Genomic DNA, 19,653 nt, shown 5'->3' with positions numbered 1-19,653 from the left:
GTAAGACCCCTCATAGACGATGAGGTTGATAGGTTCGGTGTGGAAGCGTGGTAACACGTGGAGCTGACGAATACTAATCGGTCGAGGACTTATCCACATGTCTTAGCAATCATGCAGATCCAGTTTTGATGGAACAAGGATAAAGGCTGTATTCTCGATTACTCAAAAGAGTGATGGTGAATACAGCTTTTTTTATTTCCAAATCACCTTTTCAAATACTAATCAAAAAAATCAATGCTCTAATAAATACATCGAAACAAAGGCTTGTCTTTTGGTATATGGGGATCAGGCATAAGGCGATTCTCACATTGTGATCGAAACGCTTTATGCTATGCTGAATGTCAGGAGTACAGGGCTCGAAAATACGAGTATCGCTTTTGTTCTACTTTCAGATTGATTCATTTTACTAACAGGATAAAGGGTGAAAGTTCAAGGAAGAGGGATGGGTATGTTAATACTTGCCGTAGAAGACGAGCAGGCTCTCCTTCAAGCTATAGAGGGAGTTTTGTCAGATGAAGGTTACCAAGTGGATACAGCAGAACGGGGAGACGATGGTCTCTTGTTGGCGGAGAGAGGAATCTATGACTTGCTGGTCTTAGATATCATGCTTCCAGGTATGGATGGAATTACGATGGTAAAAACCTTGCGCACCAAAGGAGTGACGACACCTGTACTGTTTTTGACCGCAAAGGACAGCGTGCAGGCACGAGTAGAGGGGCTGGATGCCGGAGCAGACGATTATTTGATCAAGCCCTTTGCCGTGGAGGAATTGACGGCAAGAGTCAGAGCCCTTCTGAGACGACACGGCAAAACAGCAGCAGAAGGAGAGATGACGTACGGGCCAATCTCCCTGAGAGTGAACGAGTACGATGGATTTATTCAGGATGAACCGATGAGATTGACGACAAAGGAATTTGAACTGCTCAAGTACTTCTTGCAAAACCGGGAGCAGATTTTGACCCGCCAACAGATTTTTGATCGAGTGTGGGGCATTCATTCCGATGCGAACTATGGCGTGGACGATCTCTACGTCCATTATCTTCGCAAAAAAATGGGTGCATGCGAAAATATCATCCGAACGGTCCGCAACGTCGGCTACATCTTAAAAAGGGAAGAATGATATGTTTCAAAAAACCAGATTTCGTCTGGTGACGCTGAATGTCATCGTAGTCTTTTTACTGCTGAATGCCTTGGGGGGCGCCGTGTATTTTACCATGAAAATTCTCCTCTATTCACAGGTGGATCGGGAGCTGGAGAAGGTATCCCAACGCTTGGTCCACGACCCGTTTCCACGGCTACAGCGGATAAACGAAGATCCCTACCCGTATAATCGGCAAGAGCGCAAGAAATTCGCCGATATGGAGCGCAGATATGTCCTGCTTGTATGGGATGGGGGTGGGAGGCTCCTCGGGTCTGCCTTTGGGGAACGTATGGACCCTGATGATTTTGAGCAATTTCACCAGCCCGAGGTAGTGGCCGGGATCGATACCAGAACAGTCAATGAACATGTATTCCGTGTCCAGACGGTGACGATCCCGAAAAGAGTCATAGTCGGCGACCGAATGGTCATGTCGCAGCAGTTCCAGGTCATTTACAACCTGGCCCCCGAGCAAAATATGCTAAACAGTTTGTTGTATGTCGTGTTGATCGGCAATGTGATCAGCATCCTGATCGCGATCGTCGTAGGGTGGTTTCTGGCGAAAAGGGCACTCGTGCCGATCCAGGTCTCCTGGGAGAAGCAGCAGCAGTTTATAGCGGATGCATCCCATGAGCTGCGTACTCCGCTGACTGCGATTTTGGTCAATCTGGAGCGGCTGTTCCGTCACCCGGATCGGACGATTGAACAGGAGAGCGAAAAGATCATGATCGGAATGCAAGAAGCCAAGCGCCTGAGCCATCTTGTCTCCGATCTGTTGACCCTGGCGCGGAGCGATTCGAACGAGCTGCAAATCATGAAAAAAAGATTCAACGTCAATGAAGTGGTTCAAACCTGCACCCAGGTGTTTTCTCAAATGGCGATTGCCAAGGAAGTAAGGCTGGAGACAGAGATTGAAGAGTCTCTGGATATGATGGGCGATGAAGAACGAATCCATCAAATGATGGTCATCCTATTGGATAATGCTCTGAAGTACACGAATCCCGGTGGAAGCATCTTCGTTTCCTGCAAAAGGGAGGGGCAGCGTGTAGCGATCATGGTCAAGGATACGGGAATTGGTATTCCGAAGGATGAAATTCCGCTCGTCTTTGACCGGTTCTATCGTGTGGATAAGATGCGTTCTAAATCCACAGAAGGGACTGGACTTGGACTTTCCATCGCCAAATGGATCGTCGAAGTACATCAAGGGAAAATTCAGGTTAGCAGTGAAGAAGGGATCGGAACATCATTTCTGGTCACACTTCCGATGAAGGTATGAAGCCGATATTCTGGCGAGAGCTGGAATTCGGTTTTTTTATTTTTTACACTTAACAAATTAAAATGTATGTTATATTATGAATATAACGAATTGGAAAAAGGAGGAATTGCGATGAGGTTGTTGGACGAATATTTGGAGCTTGGTGTCGTAGCGATGGCTAGAGCAGCAGAAGAAGGATGGTTTGGCGGCCATTATGGAGCAGCGCTCCTGGCAGGATATTTCATGTCTAGAGAGCATGATTTGCCGGAGCATATGAAGGACGGTATTGAACGAACCTGCGAATCCTACCGGGCCCTCAAGCCCGCGTGGTTCGCACCGCTGGAACAAGATGAAAAAGCCGATCCTGATCTATTGGAGCTTGTTGTGGCGGGTTTGGCTGAAAACGTAAAGCAGCTGCGTACCTCCGGTCATGGGCTGGCATTGGGCGTGATGGCGTTAAAGGCTTTGCGCGAACGTCCTGACCTGATCCGCCCGAGTATCGTAGCAGGACTGGTGAAGCTATTGAAGGCGACCACTGTAGATCGCCCCAATCGTTACTGGGGGATTGAAGATTACACCGAAGTCACCGTGGAGCAGATTGAGGGGATCCCTGCTTACGAAAAGGTCAATGAAATGGCAAAACATACGTTTGAAGAACTCCATGCCGTTTACCCGAACCGAGTCATTGACGGACAGCGTTATTTCTTCGAAGGCGAAGTGACGCACAGCATTACACATGCACAGGCTTTGAGTGAGTTGAGCCGGTTTGGGTATGACGATTTGGTTCAAGAAGGGATCAGAAACCATCGGGTACAAATGTTTCTGAATCGTCAACGACCGGAATTGATTCTCGAAGACGAGGTGAAGGAACCGGCTTTTAACCAGATTTTTTCCCCGAAGTACTGGGAAAAAACCTACCGTGACCCGCATGCCTTGAAGCTGCCGTATGCAGCGCTGGACTTGCTGAAGCAGCTGACAGAGGAAAAGAGACCGGAAGCAGAGCAAAATCTATGCAAAATACTCACCATCACCGAGTAACGAAGAAAAGGGAGGCCGCAATGGACCTCCCCTTTGTATTAATAATTGGGAATGAGCGTAGTAGTCGATTCGCAGTTGGCAAAATAGCTTTTGTGTTCCACCAGCGCACTGCGAATCGCCTGTTCATTGATGTCAAAGCCGATACCAGGAGCAGTCGGTACATTCAGAACACCAGGCTTGGCAAAATCGATCCACGGCGTGACGATATCTTCTGCAAAATAGCGATGGGAAGGTGAGGTATCGCCAGGAATGGTGAAGTTGGCAAGTGAGGCCATCGCAATATTGTGAGCGCGGCCAATTCCTGCCTCCAGCATGCCGCCGCACCAGACAGGTACATGATTTGCTTGGCACAGATCATGAATTTTCTTCGCGTCTGTCAGCCCGCCTACGCGACCGATCTTGATATTGATAATCCGACAGCTTCCGAGACCGATTGCTTTGCGGGCGTCTTCTACCGTATGGATACTCTCGTCAAGGCAGATGGGCGTTTTCAGCTCTCTTTGCAGGGTGGCGTGATCGATGATATCGTCGTGGGCCAACGGTTGTTCGATCATGATCAATCCGAACTCGTCCAGTTCCTTCAGCATTTCGATATCGGACAAGGTGTAAGCAGAGTTGGCATCGGCCATCAAGGGCACATCTGGACCAAATGTTTGGCGGATCGCACGCATCGGCTCCACATCAAAGCCGGGTTTGATCTTCACCTTGATCTTTTTGTACCCGTCACGGACAAAGCCTTCGACTCGCTGGAGCAGCTTTTCAATGGTGGGCTCGATTCCGATGCTGACCCCCACATCAATCGTCGTACGTGTACCACCCAAAGCCTGAGACAAAGACATGCCCTGCATTTTGGCATACAAATCCCAGACGGCGCCCTCCAAGGCAGCTTTGGCCATGTGGTTGCGCCTCATCCAGGAAAAGAGGTGGGATACTTCATCAGGATGCTCGATTTCACGTTTGAACAGTTGCGGGATCAGGTATTTCTCCAGCATGTACCAGACAGTATCCACATCTTCTTCGTTGTAGACCGGAACATCCATCGCGACACTTTCCCCAAAGCCAACATGCTTGCCGCTATACGCGCGGACGAGGATGCATTCCTTGTGCGTTTCTACTCCCATGCTGGTTTCAAACGGGGAATTCAACGGGATTTTGATGCGTTGCAAATCGATACGCTCCAGTTTCACGATTACCTCTCCTCCAATGGTTGAATGTGCCAGGTCACAGCCAAGACCAAGCATGGTGGCCTTCAGATGAGCACGCCCAGCGCCATCGTCATATGGGCATCGTGTCCACAGGAATGATTGGCACAAAAAAGTCCGTCCACCTCCTGCCACAAAGCGTCCATGTCGGCACGCAGCCCGACCGTGAAAGCGTCCGGTGTCGAGCTTCCCCACTCAGCGACAACGCCTGTCATGTCCTCAAAGGTCGTCAGGCGACAGTTGTATGATTTCAAGAAGTCTGCAAGAAAGGAAGTCGTCTGTACTTCCTGCCAGCTAATCTCGGGATGTTGATGAAAAATTGTTCAATGGTTGTGGCATATTTCCTCCTGGGAGACGTCTTGTCAATTTGTCTTTCAAGTCAGACTTTATTCTAATTCCAGACGTTCGTCAACCTATGCGAGGAGTTGAGCACGCTCCCTCATATCTTCATGAAGTTGGCAAGACAAGGCTTGCTCCAGAACCGCAAAAATATGGTTAAATGAAAGGAGGAGCAAGAGAGAAAATAGGAGGAGAGGGTGAGGAGTCATTATGGACAACACATTGGTACCTGAGGTTTTACAGATGATTGGTCAAGTGATTCCTGAAGGGGTTTCCATCGCGATCTCAGACGGGAAACAGTATACCTATTACAAGCCAAGTGAAGCTATTGATTTAAAAATTGAACCTGGTGATCTGGTTCCGGTTGGCTCCGCCACCCACAAGGCTTTGGAAATCAAGGGAAAAGTGGCTCATCATGTGGAGAGCCGTGTCTTTGGCATTCCGTATTACGGAGTTTCCATTCCTGTCATCATGCAAGGAAGAATCGAGGGGTATATTACCGCCATCTATTCTCCGCAAATGATGCCTATGGCTATACCTGAGCCGCCACGGCCACCTTTTCTGATCGGAAGGGACGAAAACGGCTGGTTGCCCATTCCGATGAACGAGATTATGTACATCAGCTCCAATGAAGGAAAAACACAGCTCCATACAGCGAATGGGGCTTATACCAATAAATACAATATGGCAGAGCTGGAGAACCTGCTTGCACCTGGGCAGTTCATTCGCTGTCATCGCTCTTATTTTGTCAATCTGGAAGCCATTCGTTTTATCCATCCGCATTTCCATTCCACATTCATTCTGGAGATGAAGGACAAGCAAAAAAGTCGCGTTCCGGTCAGCCAGTCTTACGCCAGCACTTTCCGCCAATTGCTCGGTTTCTAGGACTTTTTACCCATTAGCATTCGCGCTCAAATATTCTAGCTTATGGCCGGAATTTCTGCTTTGCATGAAATTGAGTGCCCGCTCAGTCGTCTGTGTGCTAGTTTATTTACAACAAGATTATGACTGTCACAAGGGGGAACTTAATCATGTGGGAGCGCTTACGTGATAAACGATTAGCAGATAAAATCGTCACGGCTGATGAAGCAGCAAGTTGGATCGAAGATGGCATGACACTTGGCTTGAGCGGTTTTACGCGCGCAGGTGATGCCAAGCTGGTTCCCATCGCTTTGGCTGAGAAGGCAAAAAGAGAAAATAAACCTTTTGGCGTTAACGTATATACAGGAGCATCGCTTGGAGCAGATGTAGACGCAATTATGGCAGAAGCGGGCATCGTGAACAAACGTGTGCCATTCCAAGCTGACTCGACTATGCGCAAAAAAATCAATGATGGCAGCATCATGTTTGTAGATCAACATTTGTCTCATACCGCAGAACTGATTCGCACGGGCGTAATGGGACAGATTGATTACGCCATTGTGGAAGCGGTTGCAATCACAGAGGATGGCATGATCATTCCGACGACATCTGTAGGCAACTCCAATATCTTTGTGGATCAAGCCAAGCATGTCATCATCGAGCTGAATGTGAACCAACCACTCGCACTGGAAGGCATCCACGATATTTATACACCGGAAATGCAGGGCGAGCGTGGCCCGATTCCACTCACATCGGTGGAACAGCGCATTGGAACAATTGGCATCCCGGTTGATATCAACAAAATCAAGGGGATTGTGGTCTCTGAAGTGGTTGACTCGCCATCCACGATCGTCGAGCCTGATGAAGAGACCGCGCAAATCGCTGCACATCTGATCGAGTTTTTACGTCATGAAGTACAGGCAGGTCGCATGCCGAGAAACCTGGCTCCGCTGCAATCGGGTATTGGTACGGTTGCCAATGCTGTGTTCAACGGATTCCTGGACTCTGAGTTTACGGATCTGACGGTTTACTCCGAGGTGTTGCAGGATGCTGTATTCGATCTGTTGGATGCAGGCAAAATCGCATTTGCTTCCGGCTGTTCGATCACGCTGACCGCAGAGAAGATGAAGCACGTAACAGAAAATTTCGCTGCCTATCGTGACAAACTCATGCTGCGTCCTCAGGAAATCACAAATCACCCAGAGCTGATCCGTCGTCTCGGCCTGATCTCGATCAATACCGCTCTGGAGGCGGACATCTACGGCAATGTGAACTCCACCAACGTATCGGGAACCAAGATGATGAACGGAATTGGTGGTTCCGGGGATTTTGCCCGCAACTCTCGTCTGGGCATCTTCGTGACCAAGTCTATTGCAAAGGGCGGCAAGATATCCAGTATCGTACCGTTTGCTTCTCATGTAGACCACACGGAGCACGATGTAGATATTCTCGTGACAGAGCAAGGCTTGGCGGATCTGCGTGGATTGGCACCACGTGAAAGAGCACTGAAAATCATCGACAACTGTGCGCACCCGATCTACCGCGATCAGCTCCGTGCATACTATGAGGAGGCACTGACACGCGGCGGTCACACGCCACATGTCCTGGAAAAAGCTTTCTCCTGGCACCAGCGTTTTGCCGAGGAAGGATCCATGCTGGAAAATGCACCTGTGCTTAGCCGTTAAGCATACGTGAATAAACCTTAATTAAAAAACCCGCCTGGTATCGATACGGATACACGGGCGGGTTTTTGTATGCTGCATGTAGAAGGTTAAATATGCTGCTCGCGGGCGAGCTCTGCCTTCTTTTCTTTGTGGTTGGCCAACGCGAAGACAGTACCGACAATGCAAAACGCTCCCAGCCATTCGAACAGGCCAAACGGTACATGCAGCCATACAACTGTCGCGACGACGGCGGATAAAGGTTCAGCACTTGCCAAGACACTTGTTTCTGATGGGAGGATGAAGCGTAGGCTGTCCAGGTACAGGTAAAATGCGATCAGCGTTCCAAACAAGACAAGAAAGGCGACAGCGAGAACAGACTGCACAGCCCAGATCTGACCGGTCGCTTGCCAAGGCTGAGACAGAAGGCAAAGACCGATCCCGCCGATGAGCATTCCCCAGCCCAACACTACGGTTGCTCCCCATCGCTCAAGCAGCTTCTTTGGATACAAGGTGTAAAAGGCGAGGGCGATTGCCGATGCTAGCCCCCACAGTACCGCCCCTGTCGAGATGGACAAATTGCCTGGATTGCCGTTGGTGATCAGTAGGAAGGTGCCCAGCAGTGCGAGGAAAAGCGCTAGCATTTGTGCCACACTAGGCAGCTGTCGATTTCGAGCTACGAGATAGCCCGTGAGAAAAACCGGCCCCAGGTACTGCAACAGTGTCGCGGTAGCTGCATTTCCCAGTTCGATAGAAGCAAAATACGTATACTGCACAGCCAAAAGACCAAATAGGGCAAAGATTACAAGCTTACCAAAGTCAGCTCCTGAACGAAGGATCTTCCAAACATTCTGGCGATTATCACCAACCAGAGAAAGGAGCAGCAGCATCGCTCCCGACAGGAGGAGGCGCGCCGCAACTAGCCAATCTGTCGTAAAATGATAATGCTGCAAGAGAGACTGGGCTACAGTCCCGGAAACACCCCATAAAAGCGAAGCAACAAGCACCATACTAAAACCGCGGATTCGCGTCGACACTTCTACATTTCTCCCCACTTTGTCATCTAGTATGGACTATATCCCATTCCTGAACCGCAGACAAGGACATTGCAAGCCATTCCTCCAGCCAGACAGGCCTCATTTGACAAGCGCGTGAATTTCAAGTAAGATTATCTTAAATTAAAGATATATCATTTGTTTGCAAAGGAGGGCTTGCCATGTCAGAGAAGCAGCAGCAGCCACTTCGAAATGATTCCCTCGATCTGTTAGTTGTGCTTTCGAGATCCTACAATTGGGTAACGGCTCATATCAATCGCGATATTCGGCAGTATGGATTGAATCCCACTGAATTCGGGGTTCTAGAATTTCTATTCCATAAAGGACCACAGCCCTTGCAGCAAATTGGAGAAAAGATCCTGATCTCCAGCGGCAACATTACCTATGTCGTGGACAAACTAGAGAAAAAGCAATTGCTGGTCCGCAAGCCTTGTGCAGTCGATCGTCGCGTCATCTATGCAGAGCTGACAGAAAAAGGGCATCAACTTTTGAGTGACATTTTTCCTGGGCACACAAAGTCCATCGAAAAGGCAGTAAGTGGACTGACTCCGGAAGAAAAGCATCAAGCCATTGCGCTTTTAAAAAAATTGGGCAGGGCCGCGCAGGAGCATTATTAGCAAGTGATTTGCTGATGTTCCTGCGAAGTGCCTGCAGTTTTCAACAGTAAAAGACTTGACAATATGCCTTAAATGTAATAATCTCGAAATCAAGATATGCAAATTGAATGTTAGTTACTAACATCAAGAAAGGGGAATATTCCTAACATGAGTAAAGTATTATTGATTAAAGCCAACGATCGCCCTATCGACCAAGCTGCAAGCGTGAAACTGTATCACGCGTTTGCAGATTCCTATAAGGAGAGTCATCCAAACGACGAGGTTGTTGAACTGGACTTGTTTGCAGAAAATCTTCCTTACTACGGAAACGACATGATCACTGCTATGTTCAAAGCAGGTCGTGGAATGGAATTGACTGCTGAAGAGCAAAAATCAGCTGATCTGGTGAACAAATATCTGAACCAATTCTCTGAAGCAGAAAAAATTGTGATTGCTTTCCCAATGTGGAACTTCACTGTACCGGCTGTTCTGCACACCTATTTGGACTACCTGGCTCAAGCAGGCAAAACATTCCGTTACACAGCCAATGGACCTGAAGGTCTTATGGGTGATAAAAAGGTTGCACTGTTGAGCGCTCGCGGCGGCGTATACTCCGAAGCTCCAATGGACGCAATCGAACTGGCTAACCGCTACGTGAAAACCATGCTTGGATTCTGGGGTATCAGCAACATCACTGAAGTGATTGTGGAAGGCCACAACCAATTCCCAGACAAAGCAGAAGAAATCGTACATGAAGGCGTCGTCAAAGCAGCGAAACTGGCGGAAACTTTCTAAAGGCCCGCCAGCCTTTTTTTCAGCAAGTATCTTTATTTAAAGATACTATAATTTAAAATAATTTAAGGAGAGATGAAAAATGATGGATCTTGGTTTGCTCATTATTCGTTTGGTGATTGGGTTGTTGTTCGTAGGTCATGGGGCACAGAAGCTGTTTGGCTGGTTTGGCGGCTATGGTTTGAAAGGAACAGGCGGATGGATGGAATCGCTCGGCATGAAGCCTGGTGTCACAATGGCACTGCTGGCCGGACTGTCTGAACTGGTTGGGGGACTGCTGTTCGCTACCGGTGTTGGCGGTGGTGTTGGCACCTGGGTCGGTGCTCTGTTGATCGCCTTTACCATGCTGGTTGCAATCGTGAAGGTTCACGCTCAAAATGGATTTTGGGTCACGCAAAACGGCTATGAATTCAACCTGACTTTGATCGCGGTAGTTATCGGTGTTGCTCTGATTGGACCTGGCGCATACATCCTGTTTTAATCGCACCCTCTGACGAATACGAATCATTCGTGCAACGTGCGCCAATCGACGGAATAAAGGAGGAACTAGCAGATGGATATTCGTGTCTATACACAAAACGAACAGGCAAAAGGACATTTTGGCGACGGTGAAATTGTAGAAAACAAACCAATCGGATTTCCACGAGAAGGCTCTGTGGTCAGCCGTGTGGGTCCGCTCTTTTACTGGGCGTGGGCCAAATCCTTGAAAACCTTTGAAATACCGTTTCATCCTCATTCCGGATTTGAAATTTTATCGTATGTATTGAATGGAACGGTAGGGCATAAAGACACGTTGGGAAATTGGCAAAAAGTGACCACTGGCGGCGTTCAGATCATGCAAACAGGATCTGGCGCTCATCATGCGGAGGAGCTCGGCAAAGATACCGAGATGTTTCAAATCTGGTTCGAGCCGCATCTGTCTCAGGCTACCAAACGTCCGCCGACGTACAATCAGTACGATCATGAGGAATTTCCGGTGGAGCATGCGGGCAGCGTGAGCGTCAAGCAGATGATCGGCGCTCATGCTCCAATCGAGGTCGTAGCTGATGTGAAGATGCAGGATGTTCGGATTCCTGCTGGCGCTACCTATTCCCTGTCCCTCCCGGCCGGATACGCGCATGCTGTTGTCGTGGTAGAAGGCTCTGGGGTGGTCAGTGAAGCTGGCAAGGAAGATGTGAATGGTGTCGCTGCCAAAAATGGAGACTTTGTCGTCACTTCTACGGAAGCGGACCACAACGTGACCTATCAGGCAAATTCAGATGAAGATTTCCGGTTGGTGTTGATCCAGGTACCGACTGAGGTGGATTATCCCCTGTATCGAAAATAAGAAAAACAGGAAAGAGTGCCCTCGAGCAGAATTTTTGGCTTGGGGGCATTTTTTTCTGTTTTGAAAGGCTTTAAAAACATTTGTTTATATGATAGACTTTTGTTTGCGGGCGTTAGTGTGAATGATAAGGAAGGAAGGAGGATGACCGTGGACAAAGAGAAACAGATTTTGCATCACATCCGGCACAATCCCTTTATCAGCCAACAGGAGTTAGCAGATCTGATCGGCATCTCCCGTTCAGCGATAGCAGGCTATATTGCGCAGCTGACCAAAAGAGGAGAGATTAAGGGGCGTGCTTATGTGCTCCGGGATGAGGGCTTGATTACCTGCATCGGCGGCGCAAACCTGGATCGAAAAGCGAGAGGCAAGCAGCAAATCCGACTCCATTCCTCCAATCCTGTGACCATTTCGGAGTCCTGCGGGGGAGTAGCACGCAATATCGCAGAAAATCTGGGACGCCTAGGCTGCAATACAGCAATCATCACCTGCATTGGCGAGGACAAGGAAGGTGAATGGATCGTTCAGGAAACGCGAAAGCATGGAGTGGATATCAGCCAGATCTGGAGGCTGCCTACCCAACGTACAGGTACCTATACAGCGCTACTGGACATTGACGGAGAAATGGTTGTTTCCCTGGCTAATATGGATATTTACGATGCGCTGACACCCGAGATGTTCGATGAAAGATGGTCGCATATCGCAGCAGCGAACGTGGTGTTTCTCGATACCAATGTGCCGACGGATTGTCTGGCCTACATCATCGAGCGTTGCAGGAAGGAGCAGATCCTCCTGTTCATCGATCCGGTATCATCGGCCAAAGCGCAGAAGCTGCCAGAGCGGTTGGACGGCGTGGAAGCGATTCTGCCGAATCTGGAGGAAGCGGAGCTGCTGGCAGGAATGGAAATTCGCTCGCTCGATGATTGTGCCCGAGCATGCGAGCGAATTCGGGAGCGCGGCGTCAAACACGTCGTCGTGACAATGGGAGAGCAGGGAGTCTACTATCAGTCCGAAGAATACGCCGAGCAACTGGCTCCCTATCCGGCAGAGGTTGTAGATGTGACTGGGGCAGGGGACGCCTTTGTCTCCGGGTTGCTATACGGAGTCGTGAATGGCGAAGCTTTCCCGAGGGCGTTGCGTCTGGGACTGGCGGCATCTGCCTTGACTTTGCAGACGGAGCAATCCGTAGCGGTTGGACTCCAGCCGGAACAACTCGAAGAGATCGTGGAACAATACGAAAAGGAGCGATAAATAATGAAATCATACCTGAGCTATACAGATGAAGTGCGTCACGCGTTGGAGAACAATCTGCCAGTGGTTGCATTGGAAACCACGATTATTTCTCACGGGATGCCATATCCGCAAAACATCGAGATGGCCAAGGAAGTAGAACAGATCATTCGCGACAACGGAGCAGTGCCTGCGACGATCGGGATCATGAACGGACAGATCAAGATTGGGCTGTCCGAAAGCGAGCTGGAAGAATTCGCGACGAACAAATCGGTAGAAAAAGTAAGCCGTCGTGACTTCCCGTACATCCTGGCAAGCGGCAAGATCGGAGCTACAACTGTAGCAGCAACGATGATCGCGGCACAGCTGGCGGGCATTCGAGTCTTTGCTACAGGCGGAATTGGCGGCGTTCACCGCGAAGGGGAAATCACTTGGGACGTATCTGCAGACTTGACCGAGCTGGCACAAACCAGTGTGGCAGTCGTTTGTGCTGGAGCCAAATCGATCCTGGATCTGGGTCGCACGCTGGAATACCTGGAGACGCAAGGCGTACCTGTAGTGGGGTATCGCACAGACGAATTCCCATCCTTCTTTGCGCGCGAAAGCGGCTTTGGCGTAGACTTCCGCATGGATACGCCAGAGCAAGTGGGAACGCTGATGGATACGAAATGGAAGCTGGGCATGGAGGGCGGGATGATTATCGCCAACCCTGTTCCTGAATCCGACGCACTGGATCATAGCAAAATCGAGGCTGTCATTCAGCAAGCGCTGAATGAAGCGAAGGAAAACAACATCGCTGGGAAAAAAGTAACGCCATTTTTGCTCGATAAAGTCAAGCAGCTGACTGAGGGCAAAAGCTTGCAAACCAACATCGCCCTGGTTAAGCATAATGCGGCAGTAGCGGCGCAAATAGCCGCTGCATACAACGCGAAAAGCAAGTAATTATAAACAAATGTAGAAGTTGCTGTTCCGAACAAATCGGGGCAGCAATTTTTTTTGAAAAAAGCTCTTGATATACCTAAGGGGGGTATAGTAAGATAAGGTCATGATAAGCAGACAGCTTCGGGGGAACAATACCAAAAAACATACCCCTTATGGGTATGTGATACGGAGGAATAACAAATGAGTGCCAAAACAGCTGAGGCGACACTTCCGATTACGGGAATGACTTGTGCCGCGTGCGCTCTACGTATTGAGAAAGGCCTGAAAAAGCTGGATGGAGTAGAGACAGCGAATGTCAATTTGGCTTTGGAGAAATCGTCGGTGGTCTACAATCCGGAAAAAACGAGCATTGAGGATATTCGCGGCAAGATTGAAGCGCTTGGCTACGGTGTCGCTGCCGATAAGGTGGAGCTGTCGATCACTGGAATGACTTGTGCAGCGTGCTCCACGCGGATTGAAAAAGGTCTGAATAAGATGCCTGGCGTATTGAAGGCCAACGTCAACCTTGCTCTGGAGACAGCAACAGTCGAGTATGATGGCTCACATATCGGGGTGTCTGATCTGATCCGTCAGGTAGAGAAGCTGGGGTATCAGGCTGCTCGCCGGGAAGAGGACGGCTCAGGAGCCGAGCGGGATCGTCGGGAAGAGGAGATCAAAAGACAGACGAGGAAGTTCTGGATTTCTGCGGTGCTTTCCTTCCCTCTCCTATGGGCGATGGTCAGTCACTTTTCCTTCACGTCGTTCATCTGGCTGCCGGAGGCGCTGATGAATCCCTGGGTACAACTGGCTTTGGCTACGCCTGTTCAGTTCGTAATCGGAGCTCAATTTTATGTGGGGGCGTACAAAGCGCTGCGCAACAAAAGCGCCAACATGGATGTACTGGTAGCCCTCGGGACTTCAGCCGCTTACTTTTACAGCCTGTATATGGCGATTGAGTCCATCGGTTCACATGCACACATGGTAGAGCTGTATTTTGAAACAAGTGCGGTGCTGATTACGCTGATCCTGCTGGGTAAACTTTTCGAGGTCAGAGCCAAGGGGCGCTCCTCGGAGGCAATTCGCAAGCTGATGGGCTTGCAGGCCAAGACAGCATCTGTCATTCGTGATGGTGTAGAGATGGTGATTCCGGTCGAGGATGTCAGACCTGGAGATATCGTTCAGATCAAACCAGGTGAAAAAGTACCCGTCGATGGAGTCGTGCTGGAAGGGCAGTCCGCTGTGGATGAGTCGATGCTGACAGGAGAGAGCATCCCGGTCGACAAAGCAGCCGGCGACAATGTGATTGGAGCTACAATCAACAAGAACGGCATGTTGAAGGTCAAGGCAACAAAGGTAGGCAAGGAGACGGCCTTGGCACAGATCATTCGCGTCGTGGAGGAAGCGCAGGGTTCCAAAGCTCCCATCCAACGGCTGGCAGACAGCATCTCCGGGGTTTTTGTTCCAATCGTGGTAGCAATCGCGATTCTGACCTTTTTGATCTGGTACCTGCTGGTCATACCGGGCAATTTTGGCGAGGCTCTGGAAAAGGCCATTGCTGTACTCGTCATCGCTTGCCCGTGCGCACTCGGCTTGGCGACACCTACTTCCATCATGGCTGGATCGGGACGTGCGGCAGAGCTGGGCATCCTCTTTAAAGGAGGAGAGCATCTGGAGACGGCGCATCACCTGGACACGATTGTGCTGGATAAAACAGGTACTGTCACCAAAGGTGAGCCAGAGCTGACGGATGTTGTCCCGCATGGTTTGGAAGAGCAGGAGCTGCTAGCTCTGGTCGGAGCAGCGGAGAAAAATTCCGAGCATCCACTGGCTCAGGCTATCGTGAAGGGAATTGTCGATCAAGGAGTAGCGCTTGGCACAACGAATTCTTTTGAAGCGATTCCGGGGTATGGAATTCGCGCTGTGGTGGACGATAAAGAAGTGCTGGTAGGGACGCGCCGTTTAATGGAGCAATACAACATTTCTTTTGAGCCATTGAGCGCGGGGATGCTCTCTTTGGAAAAGGCAGGCAAGACCGCGATGCTGGCTGCAGTAGATGGTCAGCTGGCGGGGATGATTGCGGTGGCAGATACCATCAAGCCCTCCTCGCGCAAAGCCATTGAGCGTTTGAAGGAGATGGGAATGACGGTCATCATGATGACTGGCGACAACCGTCAAACAGCGGAAGCGATTGCCCGTGAGGCAGGAATTGATCACGTGATTGCCGAAGTGCTGCCAGAAGGCAAGGCGGCAGAAGTGAAAAAATTGCAGGAGCAAGGAAAGAAAGTGGCAATGGTCGGAGATGGGATCAACGATGCACCTGCCTTGGCCACAGCCGATATCGGGATGGCGATTGGAACAGGTACCGATGTGGCGATGGAGGCTGCCGACATTACCTTGATGCGCGGTGAGCTGACCAGTGTAGCCGACGCTATCGAGATGAGCAAGCGGACCATCCGCAACATCAAGCAAAATCTGTTCTGGGCCTTGGCTTACAACACACTAGGCATTCCTGTCGCGGCAATCGGCTTTCTCGCGCCTTGGCTGGCAGGAGCTGCGATGGCTTTCAGCTCCGTCTCGGTAGTGCTCAATGCCCTGCGCCTGCAACGCGTAAAACTGTAAACCCACTCTCTGAACCTCACACGGCTTTATCTGTGAGTGTTCAAGGGTATATTATATAAATTGAAAATGAGGAGAGATAATCATGAAAAACATTACATTGAACGTAGAAGGAATGTCTTGCAATCATTGCGTCATGACCATTGAGAAAACCTTGAAGGAATTAGGCGCAAATGGAAAAGTAGACCTGGCTGCCAAGACGGTTGAGGTTTCCTATGAAGAGGGCGCAGTGACAGTGGAATCGATCAAGGAAGCCATCGAGGATCAAGGATACGACGTGAAGTAAATGCACGGCATGAAAGACAAAGCTCCAGTCCGAATATAAACATCGGGCTGGAGCTTTTTTTCTAATCGTTCCTCACGGCTTCATCCTGAGTTATTAACTATCAAAGACTTGTGTTTTTCTTCCAGTTTCTATTCGCACAGTAAATTTGCCTCCAGTGTATTCCTCTATTGTATTTGTCCAAAAATGCTGTGCGGGCTTGTTATTATCGATTTGGTATACTTCCCAATGTCCCTTATGCATTTGAAATAGTTCTTTTGCAACTTGTTTACCTAACCCTGTTCTTCGATATCTTTTCATAATAAAAAACTCAGCAATCGAAAAGTATGCGTCCTCTTCGCCTGTATTTATTAATCTCACTAAGACGAATCCAGCAATTTTCCCTTTAACCCATATTAAATAGGGAAACCTAGCGTCCTCTGTCCAGTATTCGTTTAACGGATATTCTCCATATCTCCCGTTATCTTCAATATGTAGGTCCATAAACTCAGAGAAATCATAAATATAGAATTGCAAAAGGTTGCTGAGTGTTTCCTTTTCATCCACAGTTGCTTTTTTAATTTCATAGTTCTTCAAAAAAATACCCCTTTATAAAAGTTCTACAATGTACCCCGTATTCAGCTTTTAAGCGCATCTAGGTTACCCGACCTTCCCACAGACCACGACTTCCCAAAAAGAAATTCGTGTAATGAATGGAACTCTCCTCCTCTACAGCACGACAAATGGTTTTTCTTTACCTTCCTTCACCTGTTTTGTAAAGACTTTGCAAATTGTTTACATGGCCTTCATATTCCGCACGTTCGATCAACAATAAACGCCCAGAGAAGGCGTTTTTCTTTTATCAAACCTTGTCGAGCCCTTTATACAGCGTTAAAAATACGACTCTACAATGAAGGCAAGACGAACGATGAACCAAGAAGTCGGTGGCAAAAGGAGGACATTACCATGATGGATCTGCATGTGCACACCACTGCATCGGATGGAAAAATGGCACCGGTCGAGCTGCTGGCTGAAGCGAAGGATAGAGGAATTCGCTACCTGGCCATCACTGACCATGATACGGTAGACGGTTACTTGCAGGCTCGTGACGAAGCCAAGAAGCTGGGTCTCCATCTGATCCCCGGAATTGAGTGGAATACAGAGGGACCTGAAGGGGAGCTGCACATCCTCGGCTACGGCTTTGATATATCCGACCCGCGCTTGCTTCACTTGATGGACAAAAGGCAGCAGGAGAGGGTCGCTTGGATAACCGAGATCGTAGAGCGCTGCAATCAGCTTGGGCTGATGATCACCGTGGAAGAATGCATGGCCAGAGCGCGCGGAAGTGTGATCGTTCGCACGCATGTAGCGGAGGCCATGGTCGCACGTGGATATGGACGGACGCCGCAGGCGATGTTTGATGCTTACTTGCGAAAAGGCTCGCCCGCCTATGTTCCGCGCCCGCCTTTTTCAGCTCGGGAGGCTATCGAATCTACCCATGAAGTCGGTGGAATCGCCGTACTTGCACACCCCGGCATCTATCCGTTTGAGGTTCAGCTGGGCAATTTGCTCGATTATGGCATCGATGGCATTGAAGTGTATTATCCGCGGCACTCCTTGGCAGAAATGGCGTACTGGGAACGCGAGGCAAAAAGGAATCACCTGATTCGATCCGGAGGCAGTGACTTTCATGGTCACGGCACACGCAATCCTTATCTCATCGGAAGTGTGCCGATACCAGCAGAAGTAAGGGAGTGGTGGACATGCTGTTTGTTTCGTCAACCTTGATGTGGACGTACCCGGTAGAGGCAGCCATCCTGATAGCGTGGCAATACGGCTTTGCAGGTATGGAGGTATGGGCGGAGCATGTCTGGTTTCATCAAAGCAATGCGATGGAGATCCGGGATGCAGCCAAGCGGACGAATACAAAGCTCACGCTGCATGCGGCCAGCTGGGACTTGAATCTGTGCTCGCTCAACCAGGGGATTCGCAAGCAGTCGGTCAAAGAGGTGATTCGATCTCTTGATCTGGCGAAAGAGATCGGAGCAAACAGTGTCACGATTCACCCGGGACGAGTCACCCTGTCACCCAAAAGTCGAGGATGGCACGAGCCGATTCTGATCGAGAGCTTGAATGTGCTGGCGCGTGAGGCACAGGAGCGGGGGCTGGTGCTGTCGATCGAGCATATTGAGCCGCTTCCAAAGGAAATGGTGGTCACACCGGATGACCTGAATCGACTGCGCATGGCTCTCGACTACCCAACGACAGCTACCTTTGATATTGCGCACGTACCGCTGACCAGTTCCCTGACACAGTTTTACCAGGAGCTGGAGGGCGTAGACAAAATCCATGTCAGTGACGCCACGGCGACCAAGCTGCACGTGCCACTAGGTACGGGTAACATCGATCTGGATGCGATCTGGCAGCTGCTGTGGGAATCCCAAAAGCCAATCATCCTGGAGGGCTGGGATGATTCGCGTGAGCTGTCCTTGCTGAAGCAAAACCTGTTGTATCTGGAAACAAGCGACTGTGTCTCATTTGAATTGGTATAGGAGGTCATTCCTGTTTTGAATATTCTCATTACAAACGACGATGGTATTTTTTCCAGTGGCGTGCTGTGCCTGGCGAAAGCCCTGCAGTCATTCGGAAACGTATCGATTGTCTGTCCCGATCAGGAAAGAAGTGCGATCAGCCATGCCATTACGCTGAAATCACCGGTGAAGGCAAACAAGGTAAACTTTTTTGATACCTCTCTGGAAGCATGGGCTGTCAACGGAACTCCTGCCGATTGTGTCAAAATGGCGATCGAGGTGATTCTCAAAGATAAGCCGGACGTGATTGTATCCGGGATCAATCGTGGCCCCAATCTGGGACGAGACGTCTTCTACTCCGGTACGATCTCAGCAGCGATCGAAGGAGCCCTGTACCAAATCCCGTCGATTGCCATCTCGCTGGCGACATTGAAACCCAATGCTTCCTATTCCTTGGTCGAATCACTGGCCTACGATGTGTTCGAAACCTTGTTCCGTCACAAGCTCAGTGCCGATACCGTACTGAATATCAACTTGCCTTACCTGTCCAAGGAAATGGTTAGAGGTGTAGCGGTTACACCGCTGGCGATGGATGTGCTTCGCTACCAGTACGTGGGTTTAAACGATCCACAAGGGTATTTGTGCTACTGGCTTTCCGACACCTTGAGCGAGATTCATTTTGAGGAAGAGGAATCTGATTATTACAAACTGCGAGATGGATACGTCACAATTACTCCTCTTCAGTTGAACATGACGAATACAGCGATGAAAAGCAAGATAAGCAAGTGGTTTCAATCATCTGTATCCAATTCGTAACGCTCTATACATACCA

19 protein-coding genes, 1 rRNA gene and 1 pseudogene are annotated in these 19,653 nt (G+C 49.5%); 17 read left to right on the top strand and 4 right to left on the bottom strand.

The genetic code is table 11. The features are described 5' to 3' along the window. The 4 genes from EDM52_RS13480 to EDM52_RS13465 form a co-directional block, all read left to right on the top strand. A 23S ribosomal RNA gene (locus EDM52_RS13480) occupies positions 1–97 on the top strand; the annotation flags it as partial. 351 nt (positions 98–448) lie between these two features. Further along, positions 449–1,120, top strand: coding sequence for a response regulator transcription factor (locus EDM52_RS13475; RefSeq protein ID WP_122909498.1), 672 nt, complete (start codon positions 449–451; stop codon positions 1,118–1,120). 1 nt (position 1,121) lies between these two features. Further along, a complete protein-coding gene (locus tag EDM52_RS13470) occupies positions 1,122–2,414 on the top strand; it encodes a sensor histidine kinase (RefSeq protein ID WP_122909497.1) in 1,293 nt (430 codons plus the stop codon). 111 nt (positions 2,415–2,525) lie between these two features. Continuing rightward, the gene (locus EDM52_RS13465; protein ID WP_122909496.1) at positions 2,526–3,431 is read left to right on the top strand and encodes a hypothetical protein; all 906 of its coding nucleotides are present in this window, start codon (positions 2,526–2,528) and stop codon (positions 3,429–3,431) included. A 38-nt stretch (positions 3,432–3,469) separates the two neighbouring features. Here the strand turns inward: EDM52_RS13465 and menC are convergent, their stop codons facing one another. Together menC and EDM52_RS13455 are read right to left on the bottom strand one after the other, a co-directional pair. Beyond that, on the bottom strand, positions 3,470–4,618 hold the full coding sequence (menC, locus tag EDM52_RS13460) for an o-succinylbenzoate synthase (RefSeq protein WP_122909495.1): 1,149 nt from the start codon (positions 4,616–4,618) through the stop codon (positions 3,470–3,472). A 65-nt stretch (positions 4,619–4,683) separates the two neighbouring features. After that, positions 4,684–4,953: pseudogene (locus EDM52_RS13455) on the bottom strand (amidohydrolase); the annotation flags it as partial. Between the two features lie 229 nt (positions 4,954–5,182). Here EDM52_RS13455 and EDM52_RS13450 point away from each other — a divergent pair. Both EDM52_RS13450 and EDM52_RS13445 read left to right on the top strand, forming a co-directional pair. After that, complete coding sequence (locus tag EDM52_RS13450) at positions 5,183–5,857, top strand: LytTR family DNA-binding domain-containing protein (RefSeq protein ID WP_122909494.1); 675 nt, start codon at positions 5,183–5,185, stop codon at positions 5,855–5,857. 146 nt (positions 5,858–6,003) lie between these two features. Continuing rightward, positions 6,004–7,518 carry an acetyl-CoA hydrolase/transferase family protein gene (locus tag EDM52_RS13445; RefSeq protein WP_122909493.1) on the top strand — a complete coding sequence of 505 codons (1,515 nt, stop codon included), beginning with the start codon at positions 6,004–6,006 and terminating at the stop codon, positions 7,516–7,518. A gap of 86 nt (positions 7,519–7,604) precedes the next feature. Here EDM52_RS13445 and EDM52_RS13440 read toward each other — a convergent pair whose 3' ends face one another. Further along, positions 7,605–8,504 carry a DMT family transporter gene (locus EDM52_RS13440; protein WP_122909506.1) on the bottom strand — a complete coding sequence of 300 codons (900 nt, stop codon included), beginning with the start codon at positions 8,502–8,504 and terminating at the stop codon, positions 7,605–7,607. A 206-nt stretch (positions 8,505–8,710) separates the two neighbouring features. On the opposite strand from EDM52_RS13440, the gene EDM52_RS13435 reads away from it, so the two are divergent. The 8 genes from EDM52_RS13435 to EDM52_RS13400 all read left to right on the top strand — a co-directional run bounded on the left by EDM52_RS13435 (position 8,711) and on the right by EDM52_RS13400 (position 16,314). Next, on the top strand, positions 8,711–9,166 hold the full coding sequence (locus tag EDM52_RS13435) for a MarR family winged helix-turn-helix transcriptional regulator (protein WP_122909492.1): 456 nt from the start codon (positions 8,711–8,713) through the stop codon (positions 9,164–9,166). A gap of 147 nt (positions 9,167–9,313) precedes the next feature. After that, a complete protein-coding gene (locus EDM52_RS13430; protein ID WP_122909491.1) occupies positions 9,314–9,940 on the top strand; it encodes an FMN-dependent NADH-azoreductase in 627 nt (208 codons plus the stop codon). 79 nt (positions 9,941–10,019) lie between these two features. Further along, entirely contained in the window at positions 10,020–10,418 is a 399-nt protein-coding gene (locus EDM52_RS13425) for a DoxX family protein (RefSeq protein ID WP_122909490.1), read from the top strand. A 72-nt stretch (positions 10,419–10,490) separates the two neighbouring features. After that, positions 10,491–11,264, top strand: a complete 774-nt coding sequence (locus EDM52_RS13420; protein WP_122909489.1) for a pirin family protein — start codon at positions 10,491–10,493, stop codon at positions 11,262–11,264. A gap of 147 nt (positions 11,265–11,411) precedes the next feature. Then, a complete protein-coding gene (locus EDM52_RS13415) occupies positions 11,412–12,512 on the top strand; it encodes a carbohydrate kinase (RefSeq protein WP_122909505.1) in 1,101 nt (366 codons plus the stop codon). 3 nt (positions 12,513–12,515) lie between these two features. Beyond that, positions 12,516–13,433, top strand: a complete 918-nt coding sequence (locus EDM52_RS13410; protein WP_122909488.1) for a pseudouridine-5'-phosphate glycosidase — start codon at positions 12,516–12,518, stop codon at positions 13,431–13,433. 180 nt (positions 13,434–13,613) lie between these two features. After that, entirely contained in the window at positions 13,614–16,031 is a 2,418-nt protein-coding gene (locus tag EDM52_RS13405) for a heavy metal translocating P-type ATPase (protein ID WP_122909487.1), read from the top strand. Positions 16,032–16,113: 82 nt separating this feature from the next. Continuing rightward, positions 16,114–16,314 carry a copper ion binding protein gene (locus tag EDM52_RS13400; protein WP_122909486.1) on the top strand — a complete coding sequence of 67 codons (201 nt, stop codon included), beginning with the start codon at positions 16,114–16,116 and terminating at the stop codon, positions 16,312–16,314. 93 nt (positions 16,315–16,407) lie between these two features. Here EDM52_RS13400 and EDM52_RS13395 read toward each other — a convergent pair whose 3' ends face one another. Beyond that, entirely contained in the window at positions 16,408–16,887 is a 480-nt protein-coding gene (locus tag EDM52_RS13395; protein ID WP_245996907.1) for a GNAT family N-acetyltransferase, read from the bottom strand. 369 nt (positions 16,888–17,256) lie between these two features. Between EDM52_RS13395 and EDM52_RS13390 the strand changes: the two genes are divergently transcribed. From EDM52_RS13390 to surE, 3 genes are read left to right on the top strand one after another with little or no spacing between them, the layout of a single operon-like run. Next, complete coding sequence (locus EDM52_RS13390) at positions 17,257–18,078, top strand: PHP domain-containing protein (RefSeq protein WP_122909485.1); 822 nt, start codon at positions 17,257–17,259, stop codon at positions 18,076–18,078. After that, positions 18,054–18,842, top strand: a complete 789-nt coding sequence (locus EDM52_RS13385) for a sugar phosphate isomerase/epimerase family protein (RefSeq protein ID WP_122909484.1) — start codon at positions 18,054–18,056, stop codon at positions 18,840–18,842. The genes EDM52_RS13390 and EDM52_RS13385 overlap by 25 nt, the downstream gene beginning before the upstream one ends. 15 nt (positions 18,843–18,857) lie before the next feature. Beyond that, positions 18,858–19,637, top strand: coding sequence for a 5'/3'-nucleotidase SurE (gene surE, locus EDM52_RS13380; RefSeq protein WP_122909483.1), 780 nt, complete (start codon positions 18,858–18,860; stop codon positions 19,635–19,637). Positions 19,638–19,653: the final 16 nt, after the last annotated feature.

The sequence above is a fragment of the Brevibacillus invocatus genome (assembly GCF_003710915.1).
Classification (GTDB): Bacteria; Bacillota; Bacilli; order Brevibacillales; family Brevibacillaceae; genus Brevibacillus; species Brevibacillus invocatus.
The sequence above is the reverse complement of the archived record's forward strand: the minus strand, read 5'-3'. Positions and strand labels throughout refer to the sequence as shown.